This window comes from Saprospira sp. CCB-QB6 (assembly GCF_028464065.1).
GTDB lineage: Bacteria > Bacteroidota > Bacteroidia > Chitinophagales > Saprospiraceae > Saprospira.
This window is the reverse complement of record NZ_CP116808.1, coordinates 246166-263788: the sequence shown is the minus strand read 5'-3', so window position 1 is coordinate 263788 and position 17623 is coordinate 246166. Positions and strand designations below refer to the sequence as shown.

7 protein-coding genes are annotated in these 17623 nt (G+C 42.5%); 5 read left to right on the top strand and 2 right to left on the bottom strand.

Annotated elements, in window-relative coordinates; translation table 11 throughout:
- Positions 1-122: 122 nt before the first annotated feature.
- Complete coding sequence (locus PPO43_RS01075; RefSeq protein WP_272619939.1) at positions 123-10643, top strand: gliding motility-associated C-terminal domain-containing protein; 10521 nt, start codon at positions 123-125, stop codon at positions 10641-10643.
- Between the two features lie 247 nt (positions 10644-10890).
- Here the strand turns inward: PPO43_RS01075 and PPO43_RS01070 are convergent, their stop codons facing one another.
- Positions 10891-11838: a magnesium transporter CorA family protein gene (locus tag PPO43_RS01070; RefSeq protein WP_272619938.1), complete on the bottom strand. Its 948-nt coding sequence runs from the start codon at positions 11836-11838 to the stop codon at positions 10891-10893.
- 350 nt (positions 11839-12188) lie between these two features.
- Between PPO43_RS01070 and PPO43_RS01065 the strand changes: the two genes are divergently transcribed.
- The 3 genes from PPO43_RS01065 (at position 12189) to PPO43_RS01055 (ending at position 15991) form a co-directional block, all read left to right on the top strand.
- Entirely contained in the window at positions 12189-13562 is a 1374-nt protein-coding gene (locus PPO43_RS01065; RefSeq protein WP_272619937.1) for a peroxiredoxin family protein, read from the top strand.
- A 1-nt stretch (position 13563) separates the two neighbouring features.
- Entirely contained in the window at positions 13564-14202 is a 639-nt protein-coding gene (locus PPO43_RS01060; RefSeq protein WP_272619936.1) for an ABC transporter ATP-binding protein, read from the top strand.
- 1330 nt (positions 14203-15532) lie between these two features.
- Complete coding sequence (locus PPO43_RS01055; protein WP_272619935.1) at positions 15533-15991, top strand: hypothetical protein; 459 nt, start codon at positions 15533-15535, stop codon at positions 15989-15991.
- A 2-nt stretch (positions 15992-15993) separates the two neighbouring features.
- Here the strand turns inward: PPO43_RS01055 and PPO43_RS01050 are convergent, their stop codons facing one another.
- Positions 15994-16350, bottom strand: a complete 357-nt coding sequence (locus PPO43_RS01050) for a winged helix-turn-helix transcriptional regulator (RefSeq protein WP_272619934.1) — start codon at positions 16348-16350, stop codon at positions 15994-15996.
- 130 nt (positions 16351-16480) lie between these two features.
- Between PPO43_RS01050 and PPO43_RS01045 the strand changes: the two genes are divergently transcribed.
- On the top strand, positions 16481-17323 hold the full coding sequence (locus PPO43_RS01045) for an NmrA family NAD(P)-binding protein (protein WP_272619933.1): 843 nt from the start codon (positions 16481-16483) through the stop codon (positions 17321-17323).
- The last annotated feature ends 300 nt before the right edge of the window (positions 17324-17623 follow it).

Sequence of the window (17623 nt, the reverse complement as noted above, 5' to 3'; positions counted from 1 at the left end):
CGTTAAATAAGTATAAATTAAACAAGCGATAGAGATTGGGCGGATTCTACAAATTTATTGTAAATTTGTCGGCAAAGTAGTACTAAAAAGTACTGTCTAATAAAAAGCAACCTAAGTAATATATGATTAACAGACCTTTACAACAGTTAATGATTATTGCGGCATTATGTCTTTCGGCTGTAAGCATTCCGCTTACAGTTTGGGGGCAGACGGTGCAGCGATGTGTAACAGGAAATACGGTAACGGCATCTGGGACGGCTAGTTCTGGGGCGGTTATTTTTAGTTCTCCGGGAGACTTTGCGCCGGGTCAGCAAGTGGCTGATGTGGAAGTGGAGTTGACATGGTCGGTAGCGCCTAATGCCTGCGGAAGTGGGGTAGGGGGTAGTGTTGACCTTTCGGATATTGGATTTGAGTTAGTATCTCCGACGGGGACGCGTGTTCGTTTGGTACAGACGGCCGCTCAGGGTGGTGCTACTTATAGTGGAACGACTGCGGTAAACAGTTTGGTCACTAGTTTTGCTTTTGGTGGTGCTATTCAGGGCTCGACGCCTGCTGCGGGTACTTATGCTGCTGCGCAGCCTTTATCTGCCTATTGGGGGGAGAATCCTGCGGGGAGTTGGACGCTTGATGTCATTCATGATGGGGGGGGGAGTTCTCCGGTTTGTGTAGAGAACTTCTGTGTTCAGGTTACAGCTTGTACGCCGGGTAGTTTAGCGGCGCTTTGTCAGGCTACGGCTACGGTTGCTTTGGATGCTTCTGGAAACTACAGTTATGAGTTTGTGGATTTGGATAATGGGTCGGATACGACTTGTTATTTGCAGTCGGTGGTGTTTTCTCCTGCTACGGCTAGTTGTGCGGATATTGGAGCAGGGGGGCCAGTAACGGTTCAGATGACTTTGCGGGATCGTTTGGGAAATACGGACTTTTGTTTCACGGATGTGACTGTTGAGGATGTAACGGCTCCAGAGATTGATGCTTGTGCGGCTTATCCAGCGGTTTGGGATACTATTTACTTGGATAATACGGGAGTTGGTGCTTATGCTGCGGCTTCGGCTATTGTGGCTACGGATGCTTGTGGGGTAATCAATGAGTTGGTATCGGAGCAGGTGAATCAGCCATTTACTTTTGGGGCGGTACGTAACTTTGACTGTTCGAATAAGGGAACGAATAATATCTTTTTCCAGGCGCCTGATGCTTCTGGGAATGTGCAAACTTTTGGGCCGATCAATGGTTGCCGGGCCAGAGTTGTGGTATTTGATACGATTGCGCCTATAGCGCTTTGTCAGGATACGACAGTATATTTAGACAATACTGGAAATGCGACCATCAATGGTAGCTTTGTGGATAATGGAAGTAATGATGTTTGTACGCCTGCTAATGTATTGCAGTATCAGTTGAACGGGGCAGCAACCGTAACTTATAATGCAAGCAACTTGGGGGTACCTAATAACGTCACTTTGACGGTAGTAGAAACGCAGTCTGCTGCACAGGGGGGGACCAATACGGCTAGTTGTTCTGCTTTGGTTACAGTTTTGGATACTACTGCGCCTACGGCTATTTGTAGAAACCTTACGGTAGATTTGGATGCTGCGGGTAATGCAACATTGCTAGCGGATAGTGTAGGTATTTTGAGTACAGATAATAGTGGTTCTCCCTTGAGCTTTACTTATTCGGGTGGAGCGACTACGGTAAGTTATGATTGTAGTAATTTGGGGACCAATACGGTCACTATTATTGTGATAGATCCTTCTGGCAACAGAGATTCTTGTACGGCAACGATTACGGTGCGTGATGTAACGCCACCTACGGTCATTTGTCAGCCAGCGACTATTTATTTGGATAATAATGGTCAGGCTAGTTTGAGTACAACAGATGTAGATAATGGTAGCTCGGATGTTTGTGATCCTGCGCCGACCTTTTTGATTGATGGGCAAGCGACTTTAAATTATGGTTGTGGGCAATTGGGTACGGGAAATACAGTAACCTTAACAGTAGAAGATGCTTCTGGTAATATTGATTCTTGTCAGGCAGCGGTTACGGTTTTGGATACGGTAGCGCCTGTGGCTAATTGTCAGAACATCACGGTATATTTAGATGCGGCTGGTCAGGTTGTGGTGAATGCTGCTGATGTAAACAATACGGGAACGCCTTCATCGGATAACTGTGGTATTGTCAATGAATACATTAACAACCAAGCGAGTATTAGCTTTGATTGTTCTGCAGTGGGGGCGGTACAAACTGTATCTTATTTGGTAGAGGATGCCTCTAGTAATAGAGATTCTTGTACTGCGAATATTACGGTGCTAGACACGATTAACCCGGTAGCGCTTTGTCAGAACATTACGGTAGCCTTGGATGCTACGGGACAGGCAGTAGTAAGTGCAGCGGCTATTGATAATGGAAGTAGTGATAACTGTCCTGCTTTTGTATTGAGCATTAATGGGCAGACTGCAGTAACTTATGATTGTACAAATTTGGGGAACAATACGGCTACTTTAGTTATTGAGGATGCTTCTGGTCGCCGAGATTCTTGTCAGGCGGTCATTGAGGTGTTGGATCAGATGGCTCCCAATATGCAATGTCAGGCGAGTATTAGTTTGCCATTAGATGCAACTGGAAACGCTAGTGTTAGTCCTGCTGACCTAGACAATGGTAGTACAGATAACTGTACGACTTTAGGGCTTACGGTAAATGGTCAGTCTTCTGTTAGCTTTAATTGTTCGCAATTGAACAACAATACGGTTTGGTTGATTGGCACAGATGGTTCTGGGAATATGGATTCTTGTTTTAGCATTGTGAATGTACAGGATACGACTTCTCCTGTTGCGCAATGTTTGAATATAGATGCTTATCTAGATGCTACAGGCTTGGCTACCGTACTTCCTGCTGATGTTGATGATAATAGTGTAGATAATTGTGGAATTATCAACTACACGGTAAACAATGCGGGGCAGGTTAACTTTAGCTGTGCGGATATTGGAGCGCAGACAGTTACTTTAGAAGTAACCGATGCGAATGCTAATAATGATAACTGTTTGGCGACAGTTACTGTAATAGACAGCTTTGCTCCTGATGCAATTTGTCGGACACGTCCATTGAATGTTAGTTTGAATCCTTCTGGTCAGGCGACGGTATTGGCCACTACAATAGATAGTGCGAGTACGGATAATTGTGGAACAACGAACTTGCAGCTTAATGGTGCGAATCAGGTAGTTTTTGATTGTGATGATTTAGGGGCGAATACAGTAAGTTTAGTTGTGACGGATAATGCGAATAATGCAGATTCTTGTCAGGCTACAGTAATTGTAAATGATAATCAGTTTCCTTTGGCGCTTTGTCAGGCGGATACGGCTATTTTGGATCAGAATGGGGCGGCCACGGTTTATCCTATCGACATTATTGATCCGGCTAGTGGTGATAACTGTGCGATTGTAGATAGTACGATTAACAGTGCGGCTAGTCAGTTGTACAATTGTAGTAACTTGACCGTTTTGACAGGGGTCCCTGCTTTAGCGACTTTAGAAATCACGGATGCTGCGGGTAACCCTTCTAGTTGTCAGTCTCAGGTAACGGTATTAGATACTCTTGCGCCCAATGCGATTTGTAGAAACATTACAGTTGTCTTGAATTCGACAGGGCAGGTGGTAGTGAGTGGGACCGATATTGATGGTGGTTCTACAGACAACTGTGCGATTACTAGTTACTTTATTGATGGGGCCAACTCGGTAACCTATGGTTGTGCCGACATTGGGATTAACAATGCTCAATTGATTGTAGAAGATGCCTCTGGAAATAGAGACACTTGTACCGCTACAGTAACGGTAGTAGACAATCAATTGCCTACGGCTCTTTGTCAGAATATCACTGTTTTTCTGGATGCCAATGGTCAGACCGTGGTAGATGCGGTAGATATTGATGGAGGATCTTCAGACAACTGTAGTCCTATTACGTTGCTCATAAACAACCAGCCCAGCTTTACTTATAATTGTGCACATGCAGGTTTGACAGTAAATGCCCAGCTTTCGGTAGAAGATCCCTCTAATAATGTAAGCTTCTGCACGGCACAGGTGACGGTAAGAGATACTATTTCGCCTCAGGCGATTTGCAATAGTCCTATTGATATTTTCTTAAACAGTAGTGGAACAGCTACAGTTACTGCTGCTCAGGTGAATGGAGGAAGTACTGACAACTGTGGAGTTAGTACGGTAACCTTATCAGGGGCCAACTCTCAGAGTTTTGATTGTAGTCAGATTGGTGCCAACACAGTTACTTTAATTGTTCGGGATGCGGCTGGAAATACAGATAGTTGTGTAGCTACAGTTAATGTATTTGATCAATTAGCTCCCACTGCAGATTGTAGAAACATCTTGGCCTATTTGGATAATAATGGTCAAGTGGTCGTTAGTACTACTGATGTAGACAATGGCAGTGATGATAATTGTGGTACCCCGAACTTAAGCTTCCTTAATGGCTCAACTACTATGACATATAGTTGTGCGAATTTGGGGAGTGGAAATACATTATCTTTGGTGGCTACAGATCAATCTAGCAATGCGGATACTTGTCAGTCGCTAGTTACTGTATTAGATACAATTTCACCTGTAGCTGTTTGCCAGAACATTAGTGTTCAGGTTGATGCAGTAACAGGGCAGGTAACAGTACAAGCTATTGATGTGGATGGGGGATCTACAGATAACTGTGGAACCCTTAGTTACTTAATTAATGGGCAAAGCAGTTTGACATATAACTGTAGTACTTTGGGTCAACATACTGTGACCTTGACGGTAACTGATGGCCAGGGCTTGAGTAGCAACTGTCAGGCGACGATTACCGTAGAAGATTTGACAGCTCCTGCTGTACTTTGTCAAAATATCAATGCTTATTTGGATGCGAATGGTAGTGTGACCATCTTGCCTTCAGATATTGATAATGGTACAACTGATAATTGTGGTCCAGTTAGTCTAAGTATTAACAGACAGGCTTCTGTAAGTCTAACTTGTGCTGTTGCAGGGGCGAATGTATTTACCCTTTATGCAACAGATGTAAATGGCAATGAAGATTCTTGTCAGGCAACGGTAACAATTATTGATACGATTACGCCCAATGCGATCTGTCAGAATATTGATGTTTACTTGGATGCAAATGGAAATGCAACTGTTGTTCCTTCTGATATTGACAATGGGTCTAATGATAACTGTACCATTGTTAGTTACTTAATCAACGGAAGTTCTTCTATTGATTATACTTGTTTGGAGATCGGTGCAAATGCTGTAACTCTAGTTGTGGAAGATGCTGCAGGGCTACAGGATAGTTGTCAAGCGATTGTAACCGTGCGTGATACTGTTGCGCCGACAATGCTTTGCCGCACATCAATTTTTCGCAACTTAGATAATAATGGACAACTCGGCATTCAGTACTTTAACCTAGATAATGGTTCTTTTGATGCTTGTGGAATCCAAACTTATGCGCTGTCTCAGGATAGTTTTGATTGTAGCCATATTGGCGCCAATGTCGTTACGCTTTATGCTACAGACTTTAATGGAAACAATGATTCTTGTACAACAACCTTAAATATTCAGGATGCGACGGCACCTACGGCCTCTTGTCAGAATATTCAATTGTTGTTGGATAGTAGTGGTACAGTAATACTTTATCCTCATCAGTTAAATGATGGTTCTACAGATAACTGTGGAATCGCTTACTTTGAGGTGAATAACCAGGATAGTTTAATTCTAAATTGTTCTTCTATTGGTAGTCAACTTTATACACTTACTGTATATGACTCTTCTAATATTCAAGCGAGTTGTTTTGCTAACGTAAGTGTATTTGACTCTATGCCTCCTGTTGCAGTTTGTCAGTCTATTACTGTACAGTTAGATCCTAATGGTAATGTTACTGTAAATGCTACAGATTTGGATGGGGGCTCTTATGATAACTGTCAAGTTAACACTATCCTTTTTGACGATGGCTCTGCCACTCGTAGTTTTGATTGTAGTCAGCTAGGAGCTAATACGGCAAATATTGTTGTAACAGATGCTAATGGTAATCGAGATACTTGTTCTGCTATCATTACGGTAGAAGATGTAACGGCACCTATTGCTAGTTGTCAAGCGGCTACTGTTTATGTAGATTCAAATGGATTGGCTCAAATTGATCCAGCACTAATCAATGATAACAGCACAGATGCGTGCACAATTGATAGCATGGTTGTATCACCTGCACAGCTTAACTGTAGCAATATTGCTGCTCCAGTAACAGTGACATTAACAGTTTTTGATCCTAGTGGAAACTTTAATAGTTGTACGGCTAATGTGGTAGTGCAAGATACAGTCGCTCCTACTATGCTTTGCCAGAATGCAACGGTATATGTGGATCAAAATGGATTTGTCAATGTTCCTGCTTCTGTGATTGATGGCGGTTCTGTAGATGCCTGTGGTCCTGTAAGTCTAGCAATCAATGGAGCAAGTAATCAAATTTATACTTGTGACAGCTTAGACTTGCGCACAGCTATTCTCACAGCCACTGATATTTACGCAAACAGCAATACTTGTCAAGCACAATTGACAGTCTTGGATACTGTAGCTCCTGATGCTATCTGCCGAACTCCTTTTGAAGCTATTTTAGATGGAAATACTGGTTTGGCCACGGTTCAAGCTCCTCAAGCAGATAGCGCAAGTACTGATAACTGTAGCTTAGATCCTTCTAGCTACTTGCTTAATGGTCAAACAGCACTCACTTTTGATTGTACAGATGCAGGGACTAGTCAAAACGTAGTACTTACGGTAACAGATAGCTCAGGAACATCTAGTACTTGTTCTACGGCTATTATTGTTCGAGATACTGCGGCTCCTATTGCTAACTGTGTAGCTACACTTTCTGTAAACCTAAATGCAATTACAGGCCTTGCTACAGTCAATGCAACAACACTAAACAATAACAGTACAGATGTTTGTGCTCCACCACTTACTTACTTGATTAACGGTCAGACTTCTTATCAGTATACTTGTGCTGAAATTGGGAATAATACTGCTGTTTTGACGGTAACTGATCCTAGTGGAAATTCAAGCACTTGTTCTACACAAGTTACTATAAACGATGTAACTAGCCCCAATGCACAATGTAACTTTAATGTACAGGTGCAGCTCGATCAATCAGGGCAAGTTGTGGTGCAAGGAATCGATTTGGATAATGGCTCTACAGATAATTGTGGTGTAACAACTTATCTAATCAACGGACAGCCTTCACAAACTTTCGATTGCTCTAATATTGGAAATACCTTGGTAACCTTGACTGTTCAAGATTCTACAGGAAACCCCAGTAGTTGTTCTTCAGTAGTGAATGTTCAAGATACTGTTTCTCCTGTAGCTGTTTGCCCAACAATTCCAGTAGATGTTTACCTCGATTCCTCTGGAATTGTTCAGGTACCCGCAGCTTCAGTAGATAGCGCTAGCTATGATAACTGCGGAATTCAGACTTACTTAATTAACAATAGTAACTCGCAAAGCTATACTTGTCAAAATATTGGTTTGAACTCAGCAACCCTAATTGTTAGAGATCCCTCTAACCAACAAGCAAGTTGCCCTGTTGAAATTAATGTAGTAGATACAATTGCTCCTGTTGCTATCTGTCAAGATGTGACGGTTACACTAAATGCAAATACGGGCTTAGGCACTGTAGATGCTACTAGTCTAGATAATGGTTCAGTAGATAACTGTGGAATTAACAGCTATCAAATCAACGGACAATCTCAAGCTACTTTTGATTGTAGTAATGCTGGTGTCAATGTCGTAACACTCACCGTGACCGATAACCAAGGAACAAGTAGTCAGTGCCAATCTAACGTAACAGTAGTAGACAATAGCTTGCCTACAATTAGTTGTACAAGTGGTAGTGTTTACCTAGGTCTTAATGGAGATGTTACGGTACTACCCACAGATTTTGCTACTGGAAATGATGCCTGTGGTATCCTTTCTTGGACTATTGATAGCTTGCCTCAACGGCTGTACGATTGCTCTGCAATCAACCAAACCTTCCAAGACACTATTCGCGCTAGCGATCCTTCTGGAAATACAGCTAGCTGCTTGGCCCAAATTACAGTACTCGATACGATTGCTCCCCAAGCCAACTGCAGAAATATTACAGTACAGCTTGATAGCTTCGGGAATGTCAATATCGCAGCTACACAGATTGATAATAATAGCGGAGATAACTGCTCTATCACTACATACTTGATCAATAACCAACCTTCAATTAGCTTTAACTGTGCGGATACTGGCCTAAATGTAGCTACTTTGACGGTCATTGATCCTGCTTCAAATAGTGACGTTTGTCAAGCAACAATTACTGTGGAAGACAATATCGCTCCTGTGGTGGTTTGCCAAAACATTACAGTTCAACTGAATGCGAATGGCACAGTTACCGTACCTGCTACTAGCGTAGATAATGGTTCTTTTGATGCCTGTGGTCCTTTGAGCTACACGATCAACGGACAAAACGCAATTACTTATAACTGTACAAATATTGGAACTAACCAAGTACAGCTAGAAGTAATCGATGCTAATGGCAATGCCTCTAGCTGTCAAGCAACAATTACTGTGGAAGATAATCTCGCTCCTACCGTAACTTGCCAAGCCTTTACGCTTTACCTAGACAATGGTGGAAACGGAACAGTTCGCCCTGTAGATGTTATCGATATGAGCAGTAGCAGCGACAACTGTAATATTTTCTCTTATACCGTGAATGGATCAACGACTGGCGTTAACTATAGCTGCGCTGATGTTGGTACAAATACCGTAATGGTTATTGCTAGCGACTTTAGCAATAATGCAGATACTTGCTACGCAACAGTTACTGTTGTTGATACTACTGCTCCTGTAGTAAACTGTAACAATATCCTCGTTAACTTGACGGCCTCTGGTGTGGATACCCTAACTGCTCAGCAATTAGGCGTAAATACCAATGATGCCTGTGGTATTGGCAGTGTTACAATTAGCCCACAAGTGATTACTTGTGCAGATATTGGAGTGGTACCTGTTACGATTACCGCAACAGATGTCAACGGAGTATCTAGCACCTGTATATCTCAAGTAACGGTAGTCCTCGATGGTCCTCAACCAACTAGCAACGATCCACTTTGTGAAGGACAAACACTTACGCTTTTTGCTAATCCTCCAGCAACTGGATTTAACTACAATTATCAATGGACTGGCCCCAACGGCTTTAGCTCAACACAGGCCAACCCCACTAGAAGCAATATGCAAGCCGCCGATGAAGGTTTCTATGTAGTCACGATTAGCCCACAAAGCGTTCCTGGCTGTTCTTCTACAGATAGTGTGTTTGTTGACGTCAATGTAGTGCCTCCTCCCGTTATCGCTGTAAATGCTCCCCTTTGTGCCACTGGCCAAGCTGTATTTACACTGGATAACCCCAGTGATTACTCAGGGACAAACTTTGGCTATCAGTGGTTCTTTAACGGAACTTCTATTGGTCCAAATAACGATACCCTAATCATCAACAATATCAATACAGTGAATTCTGGCGATTATACGATGATTATTACGGTAGACGGTTGCCGCGATACTTCTGCTGCCCCCTTGGCCGTAGTCGTTAACCCACTTCCACTACCCTTTACACCTCTAGCAAGCACGCCTTGCCAAGATAGTACGCTCGATCTAGATGCTAATGCAGACACTAGCTCTACTTACACCTACCAATGGACGGGCCCCAACGGCTTTAGCTCAACGCTTGGTACACCAAGCATTAGCCCCGCTGGATTAGCCGCCGCTGGTAGCTATACCGTTACGGTTACCGACCAAAATAGCTGTACCGCTACAGGAACTGTGGTCGCTAGCATTACCGCTACTCCACAAACACCAGATATTTCGTTCAACGAACCTCTTTGTTTGGATGATGTACTGGAATTGACAGATAGCACCGTTTATAACGCCACAGCTGTTTATAATTGGTTCTTGGCCGATAGCACAACTCAACAAAACTTTATGGGCCAATTAGTGGTTGTCGACGCCCTAGAAGGGATGTACTACCTCTCTGTTACCGAGAATGGTTGCCCCTCTCGCCTAGATAGCGTTGATGTCCGCTACGAACCAGCACCAGATGCAAGCGATGATGCCTTTACACTCAATTTCCGCGACTCAATCACGGGCATGGATGTAACGCTCAACGATGCCGTTCGACCAAATGCTGGCGTTCAACTGGTCAATCCTCCGCTACACGGAATTGCTCAGCTTAACACCAACAATACCTTTAACTATGTTCCCGATCGTCTGTACTTTGGTATCGACTCTTTCACTTATGAAGTCTGCGATGCCACTTGCCCCACGATCTGCGATACAGCGCTAGTCGTGCTCGATATCCAATATGAAGAGCGCTGCCTCATGCCTAATGGTCTTTCTCCAAACGGCGATGGTATTAACGACGAAATCTTTATCGTCTGCGATGAAGAGTATCCCAATATGCAAATCCGCATTTACTCTCGCTGGGGAAATATGGTTTATGAAGGCGAACCTACTGGCTTCAATGGCCAATTTAAAGGCGCTGACTTACCCGATGGTACCTATTTCTATATCCTAGATTATGGAGATGGCACGGACCCCTCCACCGGATATATTATTATTCATCGATAGGCCTACTGCCAACAGAAAAAAGACCACTACGCTTTAGTAGTGGTCTTTTTTTATGCCCAAAAATAAACTAATGATATATATTTTTTGGGGCCTCCCGCCTTCGGCGGGCGCTACGTTCGGCAGCTCGCTATTCGCTCGGCCCTGCGGCGCTTGCAGCGCCTTGGTCTGCGGCTTTGCCGCACTGCCTACCATCGCTAGGCCGCCTTGGGGCGCCTAGGGCTTTGCCCTAGGCTTCGCAGTTTTGGACCTAAAACAGTTTTTTGCTCCTAAAGAAGAGGACCAAAATAATCGAAATGAGTACGGCTACGCCCATCAAGGCCCAAAACGCATGTGGATGATGCATCATGGGCAAACTGACGTTCATCCCATAAAAACTGGCCACCAAAGTTGGTACCATCAAGACAATCGTAATAACGGTCAATCGCTTCATGACTTCATTCAAATTATTTGAAATCATAGAGGCTAGGGCTTCCATGGTGCCCCCCAAAATATTGGAGTAAATATGAGCCATCTCCAAAGCTTGGCGATTATCAATGAGGATGTCCTCAAAAAGGTCTTCTTTTTCTTCATTGCCCCGAATACCCAGAAAATTGGTCCTTTGAATTTTACTCATTAACTGATTGATGGTGGTGAGTTCAGTAACAAAGTAAACCAAAGACTTTTCTAGGTTGAGCAATTTTTTTAGGTCCCGATTCTTAGAAGATTCATAAACCTCTTGCTCCACTACATTCCGCCGAACATTGATATCTTTCAAACAACGCAAATAAGCATAGACGTTTTGCTCCAAAATCTGCAAAACAAATAAAGAAGGGTCCATCGGATTAAAATCCTTGACTTTTTGGCCCAAAAAACTCTGCAAGACTGAGTTCTCATAGGAAGAAATGGTAATAAAATAATCTGGCGTCCAGATTAGTCCCATCGGAACGGTAATGTAAAGCGTTCTTTCTTCTGTACTATGGTCATTGAGCACGGGCGTATTTAAAATAATGAGTTTGCCTTCATCGCTAAACTCAAAACGGGTCCGTTCATCAATATCTAAGGGATCGGTCAAATAATCTAGGTCAAGCTCTAGCTCTTCGGCTAAGGCTTCTATGCTTGCAATATTGAAAGGAGGCGAAATATTGACCCAGCAAGGCGCTTGCATTTCAGGAAGCTCTTGCAATTTGCGGTCTTCTAGTCGGTAATAACGAATCATTTGGTCACATTTTTCAGAAGGCCCAAACTTAAGGATAAACTTTAGGCTAGGGCTTATTTCTCCATTACTTTTTAAACAAGTTTTAAGGAAAAGCCCAAATTTTTAAATACATAGAATAGTTTGTACTTTTAGAAGGTCAGTTCTTTGGCCCGCAGGCGGCGAAGCCGCCTGCAAAGGAGCGAAGCGACTGGCCTAGCGATGGTAGGCAGTGCGGCAAAGCCGCAGACCAAGCAAAAACTTGTTTTTTGCGCAGGGCCGAGCGAATAGCGAGCTGCGCAACAGCCCGACCCGAGCCAACGGGAGGGGCAGCCCCAAAAAAAGATCAAAAAAAATTAGCAAAAAAAAGATAGATGTCAAAAAGTTGGATGTTTTTGCTCTTGTTGCTTGCCAGCAGTTTGAGCGCACAAAAAAAGATGAGTTTGGAAGTGGAATTGGCTGCTGATTGCGAGTTGGAAAATTTGCAGCTTTTTCAGTGGACCGGCACGCAGGTGGAGCCTTTTAGTGCGATGGAAGTTAGTGCAACTAAATCGGCTAAGCGCTATATTTATAGTGGCGAGTTGGAGGAAGGAAATTATTATTTGGGCACTTCGCTCAACCAGATGCGGCCGCTTTATTTGGGCAATGAGAAAAAAGTGGTATTGACGGGTGGTTGCGAGGATATCAATGCTTATACGGTACAAAAATCGAAGACCAATCAGGCTTTTGTGGTCATGTTGGATAGTATTCGGGAGCAAAGCGCTAGTTTTTTTGCGCTGATTTCGGCTTATAAGCAAAATATGAATGATCCTAAGGCGCTGGCGGATTTGGATAAGCAATTGGAGGCGCTGGATTTTCGCCGCAAGTCTTATTATTTGGATTTGAAAAAGGAGCAGCCGGAATTGGCCAAAATTGTGGGCTTGTATACTTATCTTTCTTTTCAAAATAACAAAAGTTCGGCGGAGCAAAGAGAGGGCGATTATTTGGCTCAAACTTATTTTCAGTTTACCGATCTTTCTGATGGGACCTTCAAACGGATTCCTTTCTTTTATGAGGCCATTAAAAGTTATGCGACCAATGTGAGTCGGGTAGGATTATCGGTGGAGGAAGTGCAAAATTATTTGGACAAAACTTTGGATGCGGTAGGGCAGGAGAGTCCCCATCATCAATCGGCTTTATTGGGCGTAGCTTTTGGTTTATTGTCGGCTCAGCAAAAAGAATTATTTGTGCAATATGCCGAGCGTTACCAGAAAATTCATGGCGGAAAATCAGAAGTTTTAGACAATTTTATTCAGCAGCAGATTATTAAAGTGCGTGGTGCGGCGCCTATTGGTGGTTTGGCGCCCGATTTTGAGGTGGCGACGCCAGAGGGCGAAATGCTCAAGCTTTCTGATTTGCGTGGAAAAGTAGTTTTGGTTGATTTTTGGGCCAGTTGGTGTGGCCCTTGTCGCAGAGAGAACCCGAATGTGCGCAAAGTTTACGAACAATATAAAGATCAGGGATTTGAAATTTTGGGTGTTTCTCTAGATAATAATCGCGATCGTTGGCTCAATGCCATTGAAAAAGATCAGTTGACTTGGCATCATGTTTCTGATTTAAAGGGTTGGAGTTCGGCGCCTGCAAAATTGTATGGTGTTCGGGGCATTCCTTTTACACTTTTGTTGGATGCAGAGGGCCGAGTATTGGCCAAAAATTTAAGAGGTCCGGCTTTGGAAGCCAAGTTGGCCGAAATTTTTGAAAAAAAATAGGATGTTTCAATTTTCAAATTTGATTCCGCTCCCTTTACAAGAAAAAGATTTGTCGACCTCAGAAGTTTGGGCTTGTGATTGGGCCTTGGCAGAAGAAACGGCTTATTTTTTAGAAGCGCCTTCGGGCCGCGGAAAAACTACCTTTCAGCATTTGCTTTATGGTTTGCGCCAAGATTATCGTGGCAGCATTTCTTGGAAAGGAAAAGATATTCGACAATTTTCTGCAGAAGATTGGGCTATTTTGCGGCAAAACGAATTGGCGATTATTTTTCAAGATTTGCGTTTGTTTCCTCAGCTCAGCATGGCTGAAAATTTAATGCTCAAACAAGAATTAAATCCCGCCATGAATTTGGACCAACTCAAAGCTGCTGCCGAAGCTTTAGATATGATGGAGCATTGGGATCGGCCTACAGAATTGTTGTCTTATGGCCAAAAACAACGCATTGCGATCATTCGTGCGCTCAGTCAACCCTTTTCGCTTTTATTGATGGATGAACCCTTTGCGCATTTGGACCAAGAAAATATTCGTCTTGCTTGTGAATTGATTCAGCGCCGTTGCGAAGAAGAAAAGGCCAGTCTTTTGATTGCCAGTTTGGGTGATGATTATTTTTTGAAGTACAATCAACGCATTCGCTTGTAAAACCTACAGCAAGAGTACAAAACAGGATAAAAAAAAGTAGCCGAGGATTAAAATCCTCAGCTACGATCAAGATTTTTTATGGGCCGATGGTTTCAACCATCGGCTCATTTTTTTTGATGTAGAATAGTTTTTTTTGCTGTGGGTTTTAACCCACAGGTCTGTAAAAAGACAAAAAACAAGCGTCAAACAACAAGGTCCAAAAAAAAATCTCCCTTTCAAATAGCGGCTTTCAAATAGCAATTTGGGCAAAAAAACAATGAATTTTTTCTTCGGCGAAAAACTGCTGTGGGTTGTAGGGTGAAACCTGCAGCCAGGCAACAAAAAGGCATGGCTTTAAAAATGGAGGCTTGAAAACCTCCATAAAAAACAAGGACAAAAATTTCTCTTGGGAAAAAAGCTGGCTTAAATGTGAGAAATAATTTTTAGGCTGAAAAAAATAATTGGACCTGTAGGTTAAAACCTACAGCAAGAGTACAAAACAGGATAAAAAAAGTAGCCGAGGATTAAAATCCTCAGCTATAATCAAGATTTTTTATGGGCCGATGGTTTTAACCATCGGCCCATTTTTATTGATGTAGAATAGTTTTTTTTGCTGTGGGTTTTAACCCACAGGTCTGTAAAAAGACAAAAAAACAAGCGTCAAACAACAAGGTCCAAAAAAAAATCCCCCTTTCAAATAGCGGCTTTCAATTAGCAATTGGATCAAAAAACCATGGAATTTTTCTTCGGCGAAAAACTGCTGTGGGCTGTAGGTTGAAACCTACAGCCATACAACAAAAAGGCATGGCTTTAAAAATGGAGGCTTGAAAACCTCCATAAAAAACAAGGACAAAAATTTCTCTTGGGAAAAAAGCTGGCTTAAATGTGAGAAATAATTTTTAGGCTGAAAAAAATAATTGGACCTGTAGGTTAAAACCTACAGCAAGAGTACAAAACAGGATAAAAAAAAGTAGCCGAGGATTAAAATCCTCAGCTACAATCAAGATTTTTTATGGGCCGATGGTTTCAACCATCGGCTCATTTTATTGGATGTAGAATAGCTTTCTTTTTTGCTGTGGGTTTTAACCCACAGGTCTGTAAAAAGACAAAAAACAAGCGCCAAACAACAAGGTCTAAAAAAAAACCTCGAATGAGGGGAGGGCAATTTTTTTAGCCAAGGCCCTAGGGTTCTTATGAAATTTATGAGGGATAAAAATCCCCCTTTCAAATAGCAGCTTTCAATTAGCAAACGGCAGAAAAATCTGGATGATTTTTCTGCCGCTTTTTTACTTACGCTTGCAATCCCCAAAAAATAAACTTAACTTTAAAAACAACAAAAAAATACAGCCCCATGATGAATCTCCAGCAAAAACTTCAAGATTATAAACTGAGCAAAAAAATGCTCAAGGCATTTTACGACATTTCTTATCCAACCTTGCGCAAACGCTTGCGTGCGGCGGGTTTGGAAGAATTTATTGCCCGCAGAAAATTTTTGTTTGGAGAGTTCCTTCTCATTTTTCGGGCTTTGGGCCAGCCCGAGCAAATTTATACGGAGCTGCAAGAGCTGACGCAAATTTATGAGCAACTCATTAGCTTGGGTTTGTTACAGGGGCAATCGCAAAAAGATTTGCCGCAGAAAGAAGTGAAAAAGGAGAAATCGCAGAGCAGTTCGCAAAATTTATGGCCTTTGCAAACCCCTTTGACTTTGCTCAACCGCTTTATTGCCCTCTATTATCAGTTGCTTTTACAAGGATTGAAGCTGATGCAAAACAAAAAAGCCCATCCAATAATTTTTGGACAGGCGGCCTAAGTTTAGGCTTTAACCATTTGTTTTTCGCGATGCGATAATCCCCAGTCGACCATCTGGTCCAAGACTTTTTTGAGCGCATGGCCCGAACTCGTGAGTTCATATTGAATCAATACAGGCGTTTGATTATAAACTTTACGAACCAAAATACCATTGAGCTCTAACTCTTTAAGTTCTTTAGACAACATTCGAGGGCTAATTTGAGGCAACATCTCTTGAATGCCAGAAAAACGCTTGGCCTCAAAAAAAAGACAACTCACAATCGCCAGTTTCCATTTGCCCGTCACTACATTTAGGCTGTCATTTAGCGCCAAAACATATTTTTTAGGGCATTTTATTCCATTAAAATAATCCTCGTTCATTAGCGTGCATTTTTGTGTGGTATACTATTGTATAGCGCTATACAATAGTATAGTACTATATAAAGAGAAGTAAATTTACAGTAGATTTGTCAAAGACAAAATTTCTATTCAAAATAAATTTCATAAGAACATGATCTTAGTTAATGGAGCAACAGGCCAATTGGGGCAGGGAATTATTCGCGAACTACTCAAAAGTATTGCGGCCAAAGAAATTCGCGCTTATGTACGCAACGAAGAAAAAGCAGCATTCCTAAAGGATTTGGGTGTAGAGCTTGCCGTTGGGGATTATAATAATAAAGCCGCTATTGCTCAAGCGATGCAGGGCGTTGATACACTTATGCTCATCTCTGGTGGAGATCCCAATCGTCTAGAGCAACACAAAAATTTTGTGGATGCAGCTAAGGATGCAGGCGTGAAACGCGTACTTTATACTGGCGTAAGCATGAAATCAGTTGAAGATGCAGCCCTAAAAGGGATGATGAGCGATCACTTTGAAACGGAAAAACACATTATGGCGGCCAATTTTGAGTCGGCGGCTAGTTTGCGTAACACACTTTATTTGGATGTACTCAAAGATTTCTTTTTGGGCCCTCAACCTCAAGGTGTTTATCTGCCCATCAAATCGGGAGCGGTGCCTTTTGTTTTGCGTAGTGAATTGGCACAGGTTGCAGCCAAACTACTTTTAGCCGATAAGCTAGAGAAAAAATATTATGAATTACATCATCCCGAAGCCCTAAGCTTTGCAGAAATTGCCAAGCAATTGGATGTTCCTTTTGTTTCACTCACTGAAGCCGATTATTTGGCACAGCTCAATAAAATGGGCTTGCCCGAGCCAGTACAACAAATGTTGTTAGGTTTTTGCCAAGATATGGAAGCCGGCCAGTTCATTGTAGATACTCCCAGCGATTTAACTACAATTTTGGGCAAAGCGCCTAGCAGCCATGCAGAAGGCTTGAAGGAATTGTTTGCCTAAAATAAAATAGAGCAAAAAAGCTTACTGTTTCCAGAAAATTATTTTTTTGGGGCCCGCGGCCAAACTAGGCTTTGCCTAGTTTGGCCGCCGCTATGCTGCGGGGCTCACAGGTCTGTTCGGCCCTTCGTTTTTTTTTCGCTACGCTCAAAAAACTCGGTCTGGCCTTCGGCCACCCCTGCGCAGCGCTGGGCCTGCACAGCTTTAGTTTTTTCTCTGGGCTTTTTTCTTCGGCCCTTAAATCCCCCTTTTCAATTAGCGGCTTTCAATTAGCAATTGGGATAAAAAAACAGAGAATTTTAT